The 19104-nt window shown below is 55.4% G+C and carries 17 protein-coding genes and 3 pseudogenes; 13 read left to right on the top strand and 7 right to left on the bottom strand.

From position 1 onward, the window contains the following. The first annotated feature begins 1 nt into the window (after position 1). A complete protein-coding gene (locus R2A130_RS16450) occupies positions 2 to 568 on the top strand; it encodes a membrane integrity-associated transporter subunit PqiC (RefSeq protein WP_050786202.1) in 567 nt (188 codons plus the stop codon). Between the two features lie 121 nt (positions 569 to 689). Here the strand turns inward: R2A130_RS16450 and R2A130_RS16445 are convergent, their stop codons facing one another. Genes R2A130_RS16445 through R2A130_RS16435 form a run of 3 tightly spaced genes read right to left on the bottom strand, consistent with a single transcriptional unit; the run spans position 690 to position 3183 of the window. Continuing rightward, positions 690 to 1739 (bottom strand): succinylglutamate desuccinylase/aspartoacylase family protein, encoded by a 1050-nt coding sequence (locus tag R2A130_RS16445; RefSeq protein ID WP_009465319.1) that lies wholly within the window; start codon positions 1737 to 1739, stop codon positions 690 to 692. A gap of 5 nt (positions 1740 to 1744) precedes the next feature. Further along, positions 1745 to 2650: a 30S ribosomal protein S6--L-glutamate ligase gene (rimK, locus tag R2A130_RS16440; protein WP_009465318.1), complete on the bottom strand. Its 906-nt coding sequence runs from the start codon at positions 2648 to 2650 to the stop codon at positions 1745 to 1747. A gap of 50 nt (positions 2651 to 2700) precedes the next feature. Beyond that, entirely contained in the window at positions 2701 to 3183 is a 483-nt protein-coding gene (locus tag R2A130_RS16435; protein ID WP_009465317.1) for a RimK/LysX family protein, read from the bottom strand. A 719-nt stretch (positions 3184 to 3902) separates the two neighbouring features. Here R2A130_RS16435 and R2A130_RS17865 point away from each other — a divergent pair. The 4 genes from R2A130_RS17865 (at position 3903) to R2A130_RS16410 (ending at position 9568) form a co-directional block, all read left to right on the top strand. After that, a complete protein-coding gene (locus tag R2A130_RS17865; RefSeq protein ID WP_050786201.1) occupies positions 3903 to 8285 on the top strand; it encodes a chemotaxis protein CheB in 4383 nt (1460 codons plus the stop codon). Then, complete coding sequence (locus tag R2A130_RS16420; protein ID WP_040306381.1) at positions 8278 to 8718, top strand: response regulator; 441 nt, start codon at positions 8278 to 8280, stop codon at positions 8716 to 8718. The genes R2A130_RS17865 and R2A130_RS16420 overlap by 8 nt, the downstream gene beginning before the upstream one ends. Positions 8719 to 8810: 92 nt before the next feature. Further along, positions 8811 to 9197: a response regulator transcription factor gene (locus R2A130_RS16415; RefSeq protein ID WP_009465312.1), complete on the top strand. Its 387-nt coding sequence runs from the start codon at positions 8811 to 8813 to the stop codon at positions 9195 to 9197. A 152-nt stretch (positions 9198 to 9349) separates the two neighbouring features. After that, the gene (locus R2A130_RS16410) at positions 9350 to 9568 is read left to right on the top strand and encodes a hypothetical protein (protein WP_247869288.1); all 219 of its coding nucleotides are present in this window, start codon (positions 9350 to 9352) and stop codon (positions 9566 to 9568) included. Here the strand turns inward: R2A130_RS16410 and R2A130_RS16405 are convergent. Continuing rightward, positions 9565 to 10074 (bottom strand): hypothetical protein, encoded by a 510-nt coding sequence (locus R2A130_RS16405; protein ID WP_009465311.1) that lies wholly within the window; start codon positions 10072 to 10074, stop codon positions 9565 to 9567. The genes R2A130_RS16410 and R2A130_RS16405 overlap by 4 nt on opposite strands. Positions 10075 to 10564: 490 nt before the next feature. Here R2A130_RS16405 and R2A130_RS17860 point away from each other — a divergent pair, with 490 nt between their 5' ends. The 3 genes and pseudogenes from R2A130_RS17860 (at position 10565) to R2A130_RS16385 (ending at position 12531) form a co-directional block, all read left to right on the top strand. Continuing rightward, the gene (locus R2A130_RS17860) at positions 10565 to 10837 is read left to right on the top strand and encodes a hypothetical protein (RefSeq protein WP_009465310.1); all 273 of its coding nucleotides are present in this window, start codon (positions 10565 to 10567) and stop codon (positions 10835 to 10837) included. A 12-nt stretch (positions 10838 to 10849) separates the two neighbouring features. Then, positions 10850 to 11071 carry a hypothetical protein gene (locus R2A130_RS19165; RefSeq protein ID WP_371179401.1) on the top strand — a complete coding sequence of 74 codons (222 nt, stop codon included), beginning with the start codon at positions 10850 to 10852 and terminating at the stop codon, positions 11069 to 11071. A gap of 421 nt (positions 11072 to 11492) precedes the next feature. Then, positions 11493 to 12531: pseudogene (locus R2A130_RS16385) on the top strand (IS3 family transposase). 143 nt (positions 12532 to 12674) lie between these two features. Here R2A130_RS16385 and R2A130_RS16380 read toward each other — a convergent pair. The 3 genes from R2A130_RS16380 to R2A130_RS16370 form a co-directional block, all read right to left on the bottom strand. Next, a complete protein-coding gene (locus tag R2A130_RS16380) occupies positions 12675 to 13187 on the bottom strand; it encodes a hypothetical protein (RefSeq protein ID WP_040306377.1) in 513 nt (170 codons plus the stop codon). A gap of 362 nt (positions 13188 to 13549) precedes the next feature. After that, positions 13550 to 14773 carry a type II toxin-antitoxin system HipA family toxin gene (locus tag R2A130_RS16375; protein WP_009465305.1) on the bottom strand — a complete coding sequence of 408 codons (1224 nt, stop codon included), beginning with the start codon at positions 14771 to 14773 and terminating at the stop codon, positions 13550 to 13552. Then, positions 14773 to 15159 (bottom strand): helix-turn-helix domain-containing protein, encoded by a 387-nt coding sequence (locus R2A130_RS16370; protein ID WP_009465304.1) that lies wholly within the window; start codon positions 15157 to 15159, stop codon positions 14773 to 14775. Before R2A130_RS16370 ends, R2A130_RS16375 begins: the two co-directional genes overlap by 1 nt. 432 nt (positions 15160 to 15591) lie before the next feature. Between R2A130_RS16370 and R2A130_RS18585 the strand changes: the two genes are divergently transcribed. The 5 genes and pseudogenes from R2A130_RS18585 to R2A130_RS16345 form a co-directional block, all read left to right on the top strand. Next, positions 15592 to 15774: a hypothetical protein gene (locus tag R2A130_RS18585; RefSeq protein ID WP_156798583.1), complete on the top strand. Its 183-nt coding sequence runs from the start codon at positions 15592 to 15594 to the stop codon at positions 15772 to 15774. A 51-nt stretch (positions 15775 to 15825) separates the two neighbouring features. After that, entirely contained in the window at positions 15826 to 16275 is a 450-nt protein-coding gene (locus tag R2A130_RS16360; RefSeq protein WP_009465302.1) for a hypothetical protein, read from the top strand. After that, positions 16235 to 17215: a phospholipase D-like domain-containing protein gene (locus R2A130_RS16355; protein WP_009465301.1), complete on the top strand. Its 981-nt coding sequence runs from the start codon at positions 16235 to 16237 to the stop codon at positions 17213 to 17215. The genes R2A130_RS16360 and R2A130_RS16355 overlap by 41 nt, the downstream gene beginning before the upstream one ends. 375 nt (positions 17216 to 17590) lie before the next feature. Further along, positions 17591 to 17797, top strand: a pseudogene (locus R2A130_RS18980) (DUF932 domain-containing protein); the annotation flags it as partial. Positions 17798 to 17879: 82 nt separating this feature from the next. Continuing rightward, a pseudogene (locus R2A130_RS16345) lies at positions 17880 to 18986 on the top strand (DDE-type integrase/transposase/recombinase); the annotation flags it as partial. Positions 18987 to 19104: the final 118 nt, after the last annotated feature.

The following is a 19104-nucleotide window of genomic DNA, read 5'->3' as shown; positions in this document are numbered from 1 at the left end:
CTTGCGTATCGCATACACTTTCATTCTACCTGTCGTCCTGATGGCAGGCCTCGTTGGTTGCGTAAACGAACCGTCCCCCCGATTTTCGGTCGACACCGTTCTGTCGACCATGAAGGTAACGCCGCGTTCGCGCACGATCGCAGTCGATAAGGTAACGCTGCCATCCTACGCGAAGGAAACTAACCTCTTCATGCGCAATGCAGCCGGAGCCTTGGTGCCGGTGCCGCAGGCGGACTGGGCCGATGATCCAGAACGCGCGCTAAGTTTGACGTTGGTGCGCAATCTGACAGAGATTACCGGCGCAAAGGTGGCTCTTGATCCATGGCCACTAGATGGTGAACCCGAAGCCGATTTGCGGGTTGAGGTTGAAGAAATGATCGTCAATGCAAACCGCGTCATGACGTTGTCAGGTCAATATGCAGTGCGCCGCGGTTCATCCCGAACCAGCGATACCGTTCAACCTTTCTCGGTCAAAACAAATGCAGCCTCATTAAAAGCCCAAGACATTGTCGCCGCCCACGCACAGGTATGGAAGCAACTGGCAGAGCGCATCGCTAAGTCGTTGTAAAGTATCATCATAAGCGAACAGGTCTGGTGAAAACATCATACGTTAAGCAGTGTCGATAGAGCCATAGAACCGGAACTCGCCATACGCTACGAAAGGGATGACGAAAGCGTGCGCTTTATGTCTAAATAATCTCGTCTTCATCAAGCAACACATCATCTTCGAGTTCGCTGGTCAGCCCGTCGATACGCTTTTCTGCAGGTATGTCGGAGCCGATGCGTGCGACGTGAAACAGGCCGTCACCCTCGTTGACGATCGGGAGATGGGTACGACCAATCATCAGGCCTGAGAACTCGGCCACGACCGGGGTTTCCTCCTCCCCGAACGGATCGGAGATGGTGCCGAGTATATCGCCCTCGGTCACGGCTTCCCCGATATTCTTGTGGCTTCGCAGCAACCCACCTGCCGGAGCGCGCAACCAAGAGCTTGACCGTGATACAATGGTCGGCAGTTTCCGTTTCGGTGTGGCGATGCCGGGTATCATGTCCAGATGACGCATGATCCGCAGGATACCGGACACACCCGCGCGTACGGCAAACTCATCGAACCGCAGGCCCTCGCCCGCTTCGTAAAGAAGGATGTTCACGCCCTTCTTATCAGCTGCATCGCGCAACGAACCGGGGCGAATTTTTGAAGTCAGCGTCAGTGGTGCGCCGAAAACATGCGCCAGTTCCATAACTTCTGGTCGGTCCGGCGTTACGCGAACTTGAGGCAGGTTGGTGCGGTGAACGGCGGCGGAATGCAGATCGATACCCAAGTCGGACCGCTCCACAATTTCGGTCAAAAACAGATGGGCCAACCGTGAGGCCAGAGATCCTTTTGGCGACCCGGGAAACGAACGGTTCAGGTCACGTCGGTCCGGTAGATAGCGCGAGTGATTCATTAGCCCAAAGGCGTTGACGATGGGGATCGCCAGCAACGTACCTCGAATGCTGCGAAGCGCCGGAGTCCGCAAAAGACGGCGTACAATTTCAGCACCGATCACCTCGTCGCCATGAACGGCAGCACTGACAAACAGCACTGGTCCCGGCCTTTTGCCGTGCACGACATGTACAGAAAGCGTTACGGGCGTGTGGTCAGACAACACGCTGACGGGCAGGTCCACCGTTTTACGGGTTCCTGCATCAATCGTGTGCTCGCCGACAGTAAAGCCATCGCGCGTTTTGCTCGACATTCCGTTCAGCCCGTACCCTTGGTTTTGGTACCGCCTTTGGGGGCCTTCTTTTCCAACAGTTCGATGATCTTGCCTGCAATATCGATGCCAGTCGCTTTTTCTACGCCTTCCAAACCGGGCGAGGAATTCACTTCCATCACCACAGGCCCGTGGTTGGCACGCAGCATGTCGACGCCGCAGACATTGAGGCCCATCGCTTTGGCAGAGCGGATAGCCGTCGAGCGTTCTTCCGGTGATAGTTTCAGTGTCTTCGCTGTACCGCCCCGATGCAAGTTGGAGCGAAACTCGCCATCGGCACCGGTGCGCATCATCGCGGCGACGACTTTGCCACCAACGACCAGCGCACGAATATCGGTGCCGCCAGCTTCTTTGATGAACTCTTGCACCAAGATGTTGGTGTTGGAGGCCCGGAAGGCTTCGATGACAGATTTCGCGGAACGATCTGTATCGGCCAGAACGACACCTAACCCTTGCGTGCCTTCCAGCAGCTTGATGACCAACGGCGCACCACCTGCAAGCTTCAGCACTTCTTCCGTCTGCTTAGGATCATGCGCGAAAGTTGTGACCGGGAGGCCGATGCCTTCACGTGCAAGGATCTGCGTAGAGCGAAGTTTGTCGCGTGAGCGACCGATGGCGACGCTTTCGTTCAGCGGATAAACACCAGCCATTTCAAACTGCCGCAGCACGGCTAGGCCGTAGAAGGTGATCGACGCACCGATTCGGGGAATAACCGCATCATAGCCAACCAGCTTTTCGCCATTGTAGTAGATATGTGGCTTACGCGAAGCGATGGTCATGGTGCAGCGCAGCGTGTTGATGATGTCGAGCGTGTGGCCCCGTTGTTCTGCCGCTTCCTTCAAACGCTTGTGCGAATATAGGTTGGGGTTGCGGGCCATCATGGCGATTTTCATGTGCAATCTCCTAAAGAGGCGCGCTACTGCCGACGGCTGTTGTTAGAGGTTTATTTCGGGCGCCTGGCAACAGGTTGGCCTATAAGGAAAGACTTCCCCGGCGCGACCATCAGCTTGTGTCGACGGATGGCGGTTCGGCCCAAAATAATGTCGAAAACCATTTCTTCGCGGTCGGCCAATGACACCTCAATGCGCCATTTCCGTTTGCCAATCAGCAGCAGTGTTTCGATGACGTAACGGCTTTCCACCACGCCACTTGTGTTCTTGATATCCCGCTTGTCCACGAGCGGAGCCCGGTCACGATGAGTTCGCGGAACGCCTGATCGAGGTATGTGGAACGAAATATGCGGGACGCCATCAACGTCTTCCTGCTTGAGATCGACGGCATGCAACGCCGAAGTTCGCGCACCGGTGTCGATCTTGGCCTTGATAGTGTCGATGTCGAAGTCGGGTAGCGCTATGTGTTCCTGCCAGCCGATGATGCTCCAGTCAGAATAAGCCGAATGTGTGTTTGTATCGTCTCTCACGGTCATTTTTCCCCATCACCGGCTTTCGCCCGGCAAGGCTCGCCCACTTTGGTTTGTCTCACACGAGCCGCAATCTTCAGTCGCGACCGGTAGCAACACCATTGGCCTTGCTGCAGACGTTTAGCAACCGACATCAAACAGAGTTACGTGACCTGAGCCTACGATGCCACCGGTCACAGCAAAGCGTATGATCATCCGGACTCGTTTTCCAAATCGGCGGTGGTAATCTTTGTGCAGCTGTTCCGAACAAATGCTGTCTACCGCGACGTATGCGAACTTGAACGTCCAAACACGGCCAATGTGCAGGTGATGATGGTCGTCGGCCATCGACGGTCCGGCACACTGTTTCCACCCTCTGAGATTTTGGCAGAAGTGCAGTGAGTCGGCTGACTGACTGAGCGCATTCTTGCAAATCACAAAAGTTGTATAAGAATGGTATGGTATATTTCTTTGTCTAAGCGTTCGGCAGATTCCGATCTGCCGGCAGTGCTTTCTATAACGACAGCTCGCTTGTCTTCGACCGGTTATGGTCAAGCAATTTCCATCTGGCACAGAAGTCTGCGGAGTTTTGTTTAGACAAGTAAGACTGGTTTTGCAGGACGTTGCAGGTGCTGGCGGAAACCAACATTAAGACTCGGTTGCGGATAGGAGTTTAATCGCTTGACCTCACAATCATAGATTGCAATTCTTAACCTACACGCTTTTGTTGCGTGAGGGTTGGGTCGTTGGTTAAAGCGAATAAGCGTGCGGGGGGTGATGCCAAGAAGGCCCGGTTTTGGGTTGGCCTTGGTGCGTCTGCTGGTGGGTTGGAGGCGCTGCGGGGGTTGGCGCGCAACCTGCCGGATGATTTGCCCGTCACCTATATCGTGGCGCAGCACATGGCGCCGCATCACAAAAGCATGCTGGCGGAAATCATCGGTCGCGAGGCGACCATCGATGTGCAGGATGTGACGGACAATCTGGCTCCGAAGCCGAACACGATTTACATCACGCCGCCCAACAAGAATGCCATCGTCAAAAACAACAAAATCAGACTGGTGGACCCCAGCACCGAGCCGGGTGCGCCGAAGCCTTCCATCGATACGTTTCTCACTTCGCTTGCGATGGCAAAGAAGGAATTTGCGATCGGGGTGATCCTGTCAGGCACGGGGTCCGACGGGGCCAAGGGCATTTCCAGCATTCGTGCCCATGGCGGCATCACCATCGCGCAGGACGAGCTGACCGCGAAATATTCCAGCATGCCGGTGGCTGCCATGGAGGGCGGCAATATCGACCTCGTGATGTCGCCGGAGGAGATCGGCGCGCAAATTCCCAAGATCACCAAACTGCCGCGCAATCTGGGGGCGCTGCGGGCTTCGCCGCTGAATTTGGATGCGACGTCGGAACTCGTTCAGCTGCTGCACGACCAGACCAAAGTGAACTTTCGCCACTACAAGACGGCCACATTTCAGCGCCGGGTCGAGCGGCGCATGGCGGCCACCAAAAATGCACGGCTGGAAGACTATGTGGACATCGCCCGCCACTCGCCCGACGAGGTGCAGTTGCTGTTCAAGGATTTGCTGATCTCGGTCACGTCCTTCTTTCGCGACCCGGTCGAGTTCGACGCGCTGAAAACCCATATCGCGGCCATCGTGGCCGGTAAGGGCAAGGACCATATCCGCGTTTGGGTGCCGGGCACCGCGACGGGCGAAGAAGCCTATTCCATCGGCATGTTGTTTTCCGAAGCCATGCGAGAAAACGGTGCCGCCGATAACGCGAAATTGCAGATTTTCGCTACCGACATCGACACCCATGCGATTGAAATTGCCCGCAGGGGTTTTTACCCGCACAGCGCGCTGGACCAGGTGCCACCGCACTTAATCCGCCGCTATTTCGACGAGGTGCCGTCCGGCTACACGGTCAAGAAAATGCTGCGTGAAAAGATGGTGTTCTCCGTCCACAACATCGCGCAGGACCCGCCTTTCCTGAAGGTGGACATGATCAGCTGCCGCAACCTGCTGATCTATTTTCAGGCCAGTTTACAGTCGGAAGTGTTCAACAGGTTCCACTACGCGCTGCTGCCGCGCGGGCTGCTGTTCTTGGGGAAATCGGAAGCCGTGTCTGCCTCCGAAGCGTTATTCAGCCCCGCCGATGGCGACAAGCATCTGTTTTTCCAACGCCCGTCGAAGGAGCGCCGCGCACCGCGCGAAATGCTGTATCAGCGCCCTGCGCCCATTAATAAAGCGCAGCAAAATGTCGAGATGGTGCCTGCTGTCCAACTTGCCCAGGCGGAGGGCCGGTTGGAGGCCTTGATCGCGCGGCTTGGTACGGCTGCGGTGCTGATCGATACGAAACTAAACATCGTGAAATCCTACGGCGATTTTCAGCGCTATGTCGGCGTGTCCTCCGGCATGGTCGACACCAAGGTAACGTCGCTTATTCGCGAACCTTTTTGCCGTGATCTGCAAGCCTCTGTGCCCGGTGTGTTGCGCAATCAAATCGTGTCGGAAGGGTTCACCCAAACGGTAGAGGGCAGCGAGGGAACCCTGCGCGAAAAGGTGACGATCTACCCAATCGAGACCGAACATTGCGAAGGGCCGATGGCGCTGGCCGTGTTCAAGGAATGGAAAGAGGAAAGCGTCGAGATCGAACCGCTCGATGCCAGCCCGTCGGCCGCGGCTCTTCGTAAACAGGTAGCGGACCTCAGCAGCGAATTGGTGATCGCCAAGACCACGCTGCAACAAACCGTGGAGGAGTTGGAAACCTCGAATGAAGAGTTGCAGGCGCTGAACGAAGAGATGCAATCCAGCAACGAGGAGTTGCAGTCCACCAACGAAGAGTTGGAAACGTCGAACGAGGAACTGCAATCCACCAACGAAGAATTATCCACCGTCAACGAGGAATTACAGGTTAACGCGCAACAGCTGTCGATCCTCAACCAGAGCCTGTCTAGCATTTTGGACAATGTCACCATTCCGCTGCTGGTGGTGGACCGCAACCTTTCGATCACGAATGCCAGTGTCGTGTCGGAGGAATTTTTCGGCATCTCCCACGACCTGACGCTGGCCCATGCCAGCCGCTGCAGAATGCGCCCTGGCTATCCCGATCTTGTCGACAGCCTGCAGGCGGCGCTCGATACAGGCGAGCCGATGGAATGGCATATCCGCAACAAGACGCAGAGCGCGACAATGAAGATCGTGCCGCATTTTTCCAGCTCAAACGAGTTGCTGGGTGCCATCGTGCTGGTGGTGGACAACACGTCGGAACTGATGAGCGCCCGCGACGAGTTGCAACTGATCTTCGATACCGTGCCGGTTGGCATCATGGTGCGCGACCGGAAAGGCCGCGTTATCCGCTCCAACGGTCAGGCCGCCAAGCTGTTGGGTAGCACGGTTGAAGATTTGAAAAAGGGCGTGTTTGCAGACAATTTCAGCAAGGATTCCGGGGCAGCGATCAAGCGGCGCGATCTGGAAATTCTGGAAACAGGCGATCCCAAATTATCGGAGACATCGCGCTACAGGCTGAAAAACGGGCAGGACATCTGGGCGCGCACTAGCGGCATTCCGGCCAAACACCCCACCCAAAACGACACCGCCATCTACGCCATCGTGCAAGACGTAACGGAGCAATACGAGGCAGAAGCCGCGTTGATGCAAAGCGAACTGCGCCTGAGCCAGGCCCTCAAAGCCTCCCGCATCGGGCTGTGGGAAGAGGACCTGATTTCCGGCGATGTTTATCTGTCGGAACGACAGAGCGAAATTTTGGGTGTGCGCAGTGAGGGCGGCAGACACTATAGCCGCGCCATGGATGCTTATATTCACCCCGAAGACCGCAAGAAGGTGAACCGCAGCCGCAAGCAACACCTCACCAGCGACCACCCCTTCAACGAAACCTATCGGGTAAAGCGTGGCGACGGCCAATATATCTGGGTGAAGTCTTACGGGCAGGTGGTGCGCGACGACGAGGGCACGCCGATCAAGCTGGTGGGCACAATGGCGGACGTGACCGCCGACCGCGATATGCTGAACTCGATACGTGAACGAAAAGAGCAGCTGGAACTCGCCGCGGCCCTGTCCGGCGTCGGCTACTGGAAGGTCGATTTCAAACACGATGAGGTGTTCTGGTCCGAGCAGGTGCACGTCATTCATGGCACCACCCATGAGACCTATTCGCCTGATCTGGAAAGCGCGCTGAACTTCTATCATGCCGACGACGTGTCGATGGTACGCGACCATCTGGAAGCAACGGTGGAGCGCAATGCGCCGTTTGAAATGGTAGCTCGCATCATCCGCGCAGATGGTAAGGAGCGCATCGTTCGCACCATCGCCACGTTACACAAGGGTGATGATGGTGAAGCGGAATCCCTGTTCGGCGTGTTCCGCGACATCACGGAAGAAAAGAAGAAAGAGGTCGATCTGCAATCCACGCTGGAGGAACTGGGCCGCTCCAACGAAGAGCTGAACCGCTTCTCCTATGTCTGCTCCCACGACCTGAAGGAGCCGGTGCGGCTGATCGAATCCATGGCCACGTTGCTCATCGATCCTGATTTCAATGTGGATGAGACAAAGCAGACCGAAATTCTCAAACGCATCGGCAGCAACACCTCGCGGTTGAAAGGCATCATCGACAGCCTGCTGGCCTATTCCCGCATCGACGCGCGGGTGGAGCTGGAAGATGCCGACCTGTCGAAAATCATGAAGGATGTGCTGGATGGCCTCGCGCTGGCCATCAAGGAACACAACGCCGTCATCGAGGTTGCCGACCTTCCCGTTATCAAGGGTGCATCGGTGCATTTCATGCAGCTGTTTCAGAACCTCATCGGCAACGCACTGAAATTCTCCGACAAACTAAAGCCCGTCGTAAAGCTCTCCACATCACAAACGGAAACCGGCTGGCTCTTCGTGCTGGAAGACAATGGACCGGGCATTCCAGCCGATTCGCGAAAAGACATCTTCAACTTGTTCAGCCGCTTACAGCGCCGCGACGAGGTGGAAGGCACCGGCCTCGGCCTGTCCATCGCGCAGCGTATCGTCATGCAATATGGCGGCACGATCGAATGCACCGACAGCGCGCTGGGCGGCGCGGCCTTCCACATCTACCTGCCGCACAAGGTGTCAGAAGATGGCTGATATGGTGATCCCGGAAATTCATTATCTCGATGATTCAGACGACGAGGCTTTCATCTCCAAGCTGCTGCTGGAACGGCAGCAGGTCAGCGTGCGGCTGAAGCATCACGTAACATACGCGTCTTTAAAAGCCGCGATGAAGAAACGCGATGCAGACCAGCCCATGGTCATTCTGGTCGACCTCAACATGCCGGGCATCAATGGCAACGAGGCGTTGAAACTGATCGACAAAGAATTCGGCGATGCGCGCCTGATCGCCGGCATGTGCTCCGGTTCCGATGATCCTGCCGACAGGCAAAACGCGTTCAAGGCTGGCGCGCATTTCTTCGTCAACAAACCACTCGACAAACAATGCCTTGCAGCCATTTGCGGAGTCATCGACCAATTGCACATCACTGAAAACGATGCCGCCACACAGTTGGTCTGGGCGGCGTAAAATCGCACGAAACAGGCAACCAGAAGAGGAAAATCCAGCGTAAAAATTCAGCGTAATACGGGCGGAACGTAGAACCTGAAAGAACGACCAAAATGACGAAAATACTCTTGATCGATGATAACGCCCACCAGCACGAGCTGTTTCGGTGTTACACGATGAATTCTGATGATCTCGAAATGCGCTACTCGCAGGAGCTGCAAGCGGCCGTCGATGTGATCGCCGAAGATATGCCCAACATCGTGCTGCTGGATAACCGTCTGCACCCGTTCACAGACTTCCGCAAAACTGTGCCCAAAATCCGCGAAGCAGGCTTCGACGGAAAAATCGTCGTCATATCCTCCGATGTCGATCACCCCGTCTTTCAGGACGCACCGAATTATGCAGTGCATTGCTGCATCGACAAAGCTGACCTCAATTTAAAAAACTTCCGAGAGAAGATGGTTATGATCGCCGATCAGCCTGCTGCAAGCGCCACTTGAAACGCGACCACTGATTGCTAACGGCGAACATCGGCTCGTTAGCCCGCCAGATATTTTGGCAACGCGAGCATATGTTTATGAATAACTGAACACGCCGCAGATCGTGCTGGTCGCGGCGAGCCTTTCATTGGGAGTTCATGTTTGCCTGCGCCATGCATAAGACGCCAGATATTATAGAACAGCACAGGCTGCTGACGTGGGTAGCAGGCGAAATCGACGCGGGCTGCATTCGTGCAACGGGCACCGAGACCATATCGCCGGTCAACGCTGTCTATATCCGCAAGGCGCACCAGATGGTCGAAACCGAACGTACCATCGGGAAGATTATGTTGGAAGGTTGGGGCCTCATCAGAAATCGACTTAGGTTTTAATGATCGGCAGACGGCAGACGCCGCGCACCTTCCGACAGTGTGACAGATGCAATTGCGAATACGAGCCCAAAACAGATCAGCACTGGCAACTGTGTGGAGGACGCGGAAAAAGGATCGCCAAAAACAAAAGTGAACGAAAGCAGGATGATGAATGACAGTGCTGCTGGCAGCGCCGCTGTCGTGGCCGGATATGTTCGGTATCCCGCCACTGTGCATGCCATCATCACGGTCATGAACATGGCCAAGTCGTCGCCTTGCAAACGGCTGCTGCCAAGGGAACCAGACACCACCACCCGTACGCCCTGAAACGCAGCGAAACTGGTTATCATCACAGTGTGGGTCGGCAATTCCTTGGTGAAGATAGAGACCAACGCTGCCGCCACGAATGGTGCAGCCCCATAGATCAAGGCAACATTTGCAACACTGCTCAGCTTGAAGGCCGGAATGAATGTGGCTGTCCCAAGGCCCATCATGACCGTGACGAAAAATGCAGGTTTACCGAGCACGCACATTTCGAGGACCGAATGCCTGCGCATTACCAGATAAATCAGCGTAAAGTTCGCAGCGGAAACACCGCGCCAAAAACGATATCCCCGATGGTGTGGGCGCCCATTTGGTAAATATGCCCGCAGAGCTGAAAACGATTGCAGGCAGGACAACTAGCGCGACACCTGTTGTTCAGGTCTCGGATTCTTGATTTTTCACAGCACGATTCTCAAAGAGATTGCGCTATCGATACTGGGTCGCTGCTGCCAACTATGCGTCAGTAGTAATTCAGTTCGATGCAATTCTACGAGGTTTGATCGTGTCCAAGGCAACAAGATTTTTCGAAGTCATTCAGCTTCTGCGCACTGCCAGAAAATCGGTCTTGGCGCACGATCTTGCAGCGACATAGGAGGTGTATATTCGAACGATATATCGTGACATTGCTACCTTGCAGGCCATGCAAATCCCGATTCTATGCGAACCTAGAATAGGCTGCGTCATGAGGCAGGGATGCGATCTTCCCCCGTCAATTTCGATGGGGATGAAGCGGAGGCTATTGCAGTCGGTTTGAACATGATCGCGCGAACCGGCGATCCAAAATTGTGGCAGGCCGCACGTCGTGCGTCGAGCAAACTGCAAACAATTGCTGCCAGAACCTGCAAATTGATTGCATCGTCATTGGGCGCGAAAAATATACCTGCGGTCGACCTGTCGAAGCTAAGGCTAGTTATCCGGCAAGAGCAGAAGATGAAACTAACTTACGCTGATGTGAAAGAACGATGAACGGTACGGGTTATCTGGCCTCTGGTGCTTATATGTTATGTCGACATGGCGCTCGCCGTTGCATGGTGCAAACTACGACAATCAGCGCACCACTTCAGGTTGGACCGTGTTTCAAAATGCACTTTCCTGGCTGATGAGTTCAAAGGCAAAGGTGATGCCCTGATCGCGGAATGGGAAAACACGCAAAGTCATGATACTGTCTCAACGAAGAGCTTGGCGAAACTTGATATGTAGAGCTCGACTTTACCGGCAGATCAAGTCTTCATTCTGCCTGTAAAGATGATAAAGTAAGCTAGGTTTAAATGTCCGCTTTTCGTTGAATTTCGAGGATCATGAAGTTTCTGGTTCCGGCCAAATGCGGTCCTCGCCGCGTAGTCCAGCAAGCAAGATACGGATATTCTCCTTGCTGGCGGAGCGCTTGCGTGTCTTGCGACGGATGTCCTTCGCCGTCCGATCGGCGGCATCCTGGTGGAGTTCTGTCTTCTGTCTCATCGGTCACTCATCGTGGGTGATGATGAGCCAGACCACTCCGTTAGAAAATCAGCGCGTGCTATTCCATTGGTGCTGACGCCGGACTTAGAGGGTACGCGTTGACCTGCGCCCCATTTCTTAATCCAGTTTTGGGTAGAATTTGTCATCTTTAAGGAGGCGGATTATGAAGCGATCACGGTTCAGCGACGAACAGATCATCGGAATTGTGAAGGAGCAGGTCTCCTCTGCCGATTGCTGAGGTTTGCCGGAAGCATGGTGTCAGCACGGCGTCGTTCTACAAATACAAGGCGAAGTTCGGCGGCATGGATGTGTCTGACACCCGCAAGTTGAAGGCCTTTGAAGACGAGAACGCCAGGCTAAAGAAGCTGCTGGCGGAGCAGATGCTCGACAATGCCATGCTGCGAGACATCAACGCAAAAAAGTGGTGACGCCCGCCGCCAGAAGGCAAGCCGTGGCGCACCTGTGCGAGACGCACGGCGTGAGCGAGCGGCGGGCGTGTTCCACTTTGGACATTGATAGGTCGACGGTGCGCTATACAAATGTGAAGCCGAATGACGCCTATCTGCGTGAGGCCATGAAGGCGGTTGCGGCGGAACGCTGCGACGGATGTATCGCGAGGAGAAGCTTCAGGTGCGCAAGCGTAGCGGCCGCAAGCGGGCGTTGGGGACGCGTCGATCGATGGTCGTGCCAAGCTGTGCCAATGAACGGTGGAGCCTCGATTTCGTGTCGCACGCCTTCACCGATGGACGCAGGTTCAGGGTGCTGGCTGTAGTTGATGACTTCAGCAGGGAATGCCTAGCGCTCGTCGCTGATACGTCGCTGATACGTCGCTGTCCGGCCTGCGGATGACACGTGAGCTGGATGCGATCATCCAACGGCGTGGACGACCACGCACGATCGTCTCTGACAACGGGACTGAGATGACCAGCATGGCGGTCCTGAAGTGGTGCCAGGAAACGGGCGTCGAATGGCACTACATCGCGCCCGGCAAGCCGATGCAGAACGGCTTCGTCGAGAGCTTCAACGGCAGCTTCAGGGATGAATGTCTCAACGAGACGCTCTTCTCGTCCGTGCGGCAGGCCCGCCAACAGATCAGTGAATGGAAGGAAGACTACAACCGGGAGAGACCACATTCCTCGCTGGGCGACATCACGCCCATCGAGTTCGCCATGAAAACGGCGCTGCAAAAACAGGCCGCATAAGGCCATCAATCAACCGACGAATTCTCCCTATGGCTGGAGGGAAGTCGGATCGCAGGTCAGCCAATCAGACTGAGGCTAAGCTCTACGTCGCTCATAACTGGCCACTTGCGGCGAGATGCTCACGAACCAGCCTGTTTATTTCACTATGGAAGTCGGCAGGCGCGCGGTTTGGTCGCCATTGATAGGTTTCCCAGGCAACTCCAGGCTGTGAGCTTATCGATCATGTCGGTATTGCGTCCGCTGGGATCCTCAAGAAACTGATACGGCAGAACCGCAAATTTCACATCGTTCAACGGTACGTGCCGAGCATATGCCACTTCGATGGCGGAAGCGCGTCGATCCGGACGATTGCTGCCGACAGAAGCCAGTCTTGCTATCTTACCGAATGTTTTTGGACCGGAATCCCAGTCTGGAATGTCCTTTCCAAAGTCTGACCTCAACTTGCCATCGTAATAATCGGCAGAATTCCCGAAAGCCCATGCAATATGATTGTTGACAGCTCGGAGTGTTTCTTCGAGCGCATAATCTTCAAGATACACTGCGGGGCTGGCCCCCTCATCGAGGGCGCCGCCCGTGTCAAAAGGGTATACATGATAAGGAGCGCCGAGATTTTCCGTACTGACCAGGAAAAAATGGGAAATAATCGAGAATGTCATTCTTCTGGTCTTCGCCCAGTAACTTGTATGCTGGACGCATCGCGAAAAAATATATGAGATTCTCCCCCAGTGCCTTGCAGACACGGGATTCGATTTAATCTGCTCGAATAATCTCGCGGGCCACCCCAACCGCTGTAACATGAGCGAGATAGAAATCCGCATTTGCGGAGATCGCCCGACCCCGGAGAATACAGTTCGGGATTCCGCTTGTTCGTCTTTTCAATACTGCCACACAATGCGTTCCTACTTCCAAAATGATTTCATCTATATACGGTCTCTACGGCATCTTCGCCAATGCAAGGCTATAACAATGATAGAGCAGAGCTAAACATGGCTGTAAGCATTAATGCTCTCGGGCCGGATCAGATAGCTAATGCACGCTTGCTCTCATTATGATTGAACGCATCGGCGTAAATTTGCACGGTTACTGTGGAACATCCTTCTTCGCGCAATGCTTGTTTCCAGTTATTCGCGATCATCTCCGCCATCTGGAACGCCTTCTGCTTAGCATCGACAGGCGTAATGTCGAAAAACTCACAGGCTTCTAGCGCGATATCAAGCGAGGCGTGGAACGAACCGCCCTGGACGATACCGGTCTCCAGAACCCTGTGCCGTGATGGTGAGGGATTGATGTTGAAGGCTGGTGACAGCCGCCAACGATCACCACCTGCATAGATGAATCCGTGGTTCTTCAGATGATCGTCCTTGTTTGACACGAGGATCGTGAAGACGATCCGCCGCCAGAGCTCGTGCAGGTCATCCACGGGCTTGCTGGAAATCTGCCGGATCACATCTGCGATATCCGTATAGTAGCCGCCTTCGTCACCCTGCCAGTCCAGCGCGGTTCTCGCTGAAATATAAGGGATGCGCGTCTCACCGCGGCGGTCGAACCGCCGTATGAGCGCGATCGGGCTGTCACTGTCCCGTAACTCCAACTTCGCCTCGGCAACCCGCAATCCGCACATGGCCGCAAGTTTCAACGTGGCGACCTCTGCGCGTTCGACAGGCTTGGTGTCCTGCGCGGAGGTGAACTTGGCAATCCAGAGGTGGCCATCCCCCTCGACATTGGCCTTCGGGCGCGCGCCGCCGAGCGAGCCGGCAATACCGGCCAGATCGCGCGCCTCTTCCTCCGCGCCACCAGGATCGCGTTCGAACCGCTGGGTAAGCCCGCGCAACCGTTCAAGCTCGACCAGACGCGGGATCGTCGGCGTCAGGTCGGACAGCGGCTCCATGTCTTCGCCGAGAAACCGTAACGCGCCCTGCCGTGTGCGATCGTCGGACAGCACGAGATAGTCGAACTCGCTGAGACCGCCGCCGAGCGCCTTGGTCATCAAAGCCCGCCCCCAGGAATCCGGTGCGGCGTCGGCAAAGCATCCGGACAATGCCGAACGCTTGTCCTCCTTGCCGGTGCTGAAATGGCGGCCTTCGCGCAGGGGTAATCCGGGCGACAGCGCGAAATGGTCGGATGCGGCCAGCCATTCGTCGGCGTACTCAAACTGCGAATGCTGACGCCGCCCGTCACTCTCAAAGCGCAGACGGCCGACGACACGCTTGCCTTCTCCAAGGGCGACGATCGCTTCCGGCATCAGAAACCGACCCCTTCTTCATCATCCGCATCGGACAAGGGGGCGGAGTGGCCTTTGTCGGATGGCGGTGATCCGGGTTTTCGCTTTTTATCGATCCGTTTGGGGAGCGCTTCCCGATCAAGAAGCAGCCCGGTATCGTCGGACCCGGCATCAAGAAAATCGGAAATGCGCTCGATCTCGCCAAGGACGAGGCAAGCCATCGCCAGCGTGCCAATGCTGACACCGTCGTCGCCTTTCTCCAGGCGTGTGATGGTGCTTTCGGACACACCGACCCGCTCGGCGAACCCCTTTACGGAGATGCGTCGCTTCAAGCGCGCAGTCTTGACGTTCGCGCCCAGAGCCTCAAGCGCCCGCCGTGCGTTCAGTGAACTTATATTAACTGCCATATCTGACGCTCTTCCAGTTATTAGCCGTCAAATATGACTGTTTGCGGAAAAAACGTGTGGGCGCAACTATCCTTGACAGTTATGCCAAGAGTTCAGCAACTGGTTGAGAACCCAGTTCAGCTTTGTCTCTCTTTTATGGCCATGGCGATATAAAGATATAATTTCAAAGCTCAGCGCCTATTCACTTTAGTGATCATGAATTTTGTCGCCTGTGGGGCGACCAAATTAGCCAGAGACACCGTGACAATGCCAGCCGACCGAACGTTGGGATAGAGCTCTGACAGCCGATACTTCTAGGAGACCAATATTTTCGCACCTCTCATTCTGATGAATGAATCCGACGGCTGTCCGCACCTCATATATATTGTAGAAATTTAGATTGATATCATAATAATCAGTAATTTTCTAAGAAATACTGAGGATGGTTCTGAAATGCGGTTGATTGAAAAAACAGACGGGTTTTCTGTCCAAGCAATATCAGGGACGCGCGCGGTCATGCTCGCCATGAATGCGCGCAAAAATGCACTGGATGGATTCCTCGGCTTTGGGGTCGGAATAAAACCCGCAGTTGGTGACGCCATTCGTTGGCTCAACGGGTTCAAATGCTTCCAATAAGTTGAACCCGATCCGGAACGAGCGGAACGTTTCAAAACCGCCGAACACCCGGTGCAGGATTTCAAATGGGGTCATTATTGGGCCGAGCTGGACACCGAATACCACTATGTGATCCGCCCAATGTTTCGGCCAGCGAACGGCGATTCATCCAACCTGCGCGCGGGAACGGATATCGAGATCACTGTCCGAACCGAATCCAAAGACGACGGCACCCACTCGATCTTATTCAATCGTGGGGCCATTATCAGTCAGGCCTATGCCGAGAAATTTGAGCAAGGGAGTTTGCTAACACAGCAAGAGCTGGCCGATGAGCTTAACGATCCCGAAGCAGAGCCTACCAAATGGATCTCGCGCGGGCTGCTGGAAGGCGCTCTGTCCTTCATCGCGCAGGCGCGTGACAGTCGTTTCAGCCTGCATTGCGGGTTTTATGAATTGACCTACCTGCCCATATTGCAGGCACTTGCCGACGCTGCGGCGCGCGACGTGCGGCGTGCGGGTTGAGGTCGCCTTCGAGGCAGACTTCTTCAAACGCAGCGAGAACCGCCGGGTCGAAACCAAATATGGAAAGATGAACCGCGCTGCCATCGAGCCCTTCACCGGTCGAGCCAATCTACACTTCAAAGAGCAGATCAACTTTATCGCGCTGACGCACAACAAGTTCATTGTCCTGAAAGAGAACGGCCACCCGACACAGGTCTGGACGGGGTCGACCAACATCACCGAATCCGGATTTTGCGGTCAAAGCAACACCGGACATATCGTCCGCGATGAAGCGGTCGCAAGAACCTATGCGGACTACTTCGAATTGCTTGCTGTCGATGCACAGCGCGAAGACATGAAAGCGTTCGCCGCGCAGCATAATCCAGATCCGAATGAGCAGTTACCGCAGAACAGCATAACGCCGCTGTTCTCGCCGCGGCCAGGCTCCGCCATGCTCGATTGGTACGGTCGTCGTATCGAAGAAGCGCAACAGACGGTGATGCTGACCTCAGCTTTCGGCGTTACTACGCGGCTTGCAAAATATTTTGACAATGATCGCGACTATCTGCGCTACGTGCTGATGGAGCAAAGTAGCCGGGGCGAAGGCGCTCAGGACATGGTCGAGCGGGACAGGGACACGCGTGTTGTCTTTGGTCAGGGCCTCGGCATCGTCGGAAGTATGGGCAATTGGCGCGAGGTCCCGGGCTTCGAGCTCGAACATTGGATGTGGCGGGAGCATCATTTCCGGTCATCCGGCCACGTGTTCTTCATCCACACGAAATATATGGGCGTCGATGTCATGACCGACGATCCATTGATATTTACCGGGTTGGCAAATTTCTCTCCCGACTCACTTACCAGCAATGATGAAAACATGCTCCTCATTCGTGGAGATACCCGGGTCGCCGACGTCTATGTCACCGAGTTTTTCCGCCTGTTGAACCATTTCTACTTCCACTAGGTCGCCAATCGGAAAGCCGAAGACGGGAAAAGCGATCCCAATATCCGTTTTCTGCAGGAAGACGATGGGTGGGTTGCCGGTCATTTCCGTGCCGAAAACTATCGGTCCAGGCGACGTGAGCTGTTCGGCGTGCCGGCCTAAGTTCCAAATTAATAATCAAAACAAAATTGATTTTTTTGGAGGGGGAAGCCTTTCCCTGCGGTCGAGCCTGTAGTCTCGCCCTACCCCTTCAGCGGGGAGACCCCGCAACGCCCCCTTTAGAGGAAGAGGCCTGCGGCTGTCGCCGTGACGGGTTTGGAGGTCGAGAGAGAGGTTCTCGGACCGTCCGTCTAGGAGAACAGCAACGACAATGATGTAAATGACGAGCGGCCACCCCGCGCTGTCACCGGTCCGGACTACGGTCGCATCTACGACCACGAGCTGGTCTCGACCCTGCAGCGCATCGCAGGAGACTGCGTTGGCGATTCGCGCTGGAAGGTTCCGGGCGTGCTCAACTGGTCGAGGGGCGTCTACAACCCGAATGTCGACGTCACCAAGGACACTACAACGCTCTACGCCTCGGACCGCGACGTCTTTAACTTCGCCTTCTCAAAAAAAGCATGATCGCGGATGGGGATAGAGGCCGCCAGTGCGCCGCCGGTTCGAGCACAAGGCCGATGATCGAATGAGATATCGCGCATCCGAGAAGCTTGAGATCATCAGATTGGTGGAAAAGTCACATCTGCCGACAAAGCAGACCATCGACAGGTTGGGTATTCCCCGCACCACGTTCTATCGCTGGTACGACAAGTACCTGACCGGTGGGGCTGAGGCTCTGGAGGACCGTTCTCCCAAGCCTTTGCGCGCCTGGAACCGCATTCCCGATGATGTTAGGAAGCGGATCGTCGATATGGCACTGGACGAACCAGAACTGTCGCCACGCGAATTGGCCGTTCGGTTCACAGACACCCAGCGCTACCCTCGCGCTGGTCACTTGGACCAGTGGCGTTCCTGCGCGCTCGATATCCGAAGCCAGCGTCTATCGATTGTTGAAGGCGCACGATCTCATCACCAGTCCGGCCTTCGTCGTTATCAAGGCAGCCGATGAGTTCCCCTATGTTTTGGGAGACAAAACCACGGCTATTAACCAGATGTGGCAGACGGACTTCACCACCATCAAGGCTTGTCCTCGGACTTGATCCGGGGATCGTCGGTTGGGGCTGGTACTATCTATCGACCCTCCTCGACGACCCCCGGGTCAAGCCCGAGGGCATGCTTCTCACGCTACGTGGTGGCTTGGAAGCTGTGCACCACCATGAAGACCAGCGATGTGACCGACACGCTGGAGCTGGCTCTACAGACTTCCGGTTGCGATCAAGGTGCTGTTCGTCACAAGCCACGCCTGCTGTCCGACAACTGTTCCAGTTACGTCTCTAGTGAACTCGCAGATTGGCTGGGATCGCAGAACATGGATCACGTTCGTGGCGCTCCGTATCATCCACAAACGCAGGGCAAGATCGACCATGTCGGAGACATGCTTCCAGCATGGTGGCACTAGACCCTGAAGAACCGGATCCTGCTGGAGAACACCTTTCTGCCCGGTGATTTCAAAGCCAGCATCGAGCGCTTCGTCGAGCATTACAATCACCACCGCTACCACAAGAGCCTGCGGAACCTGACGCCTGCCGACGTCTACTTCAGACGTGGCCAGACCATCTTACTCGAACGCGAAAGGATCAAACGAGACACGTTTAAACAGCGGCGTTTGCAATACCGCAACCAAGCCGCATAAAATCAACCAACAGATGAGCCAAGCTCTCGCTCAAACTAAGCTGCAATCCCTCCCAAAAACCCTGACGACGGACACCACAATAGCCCGGGACCGGACGTCGAATGTCAGCAATGGCGGG

The organism is Ahrensia sp. R2A130, from assembly GCF_000179775.1.
Lineage (GTDB): Bacteria > Pseudomonadota > Alphaproteobacteria > Rhizobiales > Rhizobiaceae > Pseudahrensia.
The sequence above is the reverse complement of the archived record's forward strand: the minus strand, read 5'-3'. Positions and strand labels throughout refer to the sequence as shown.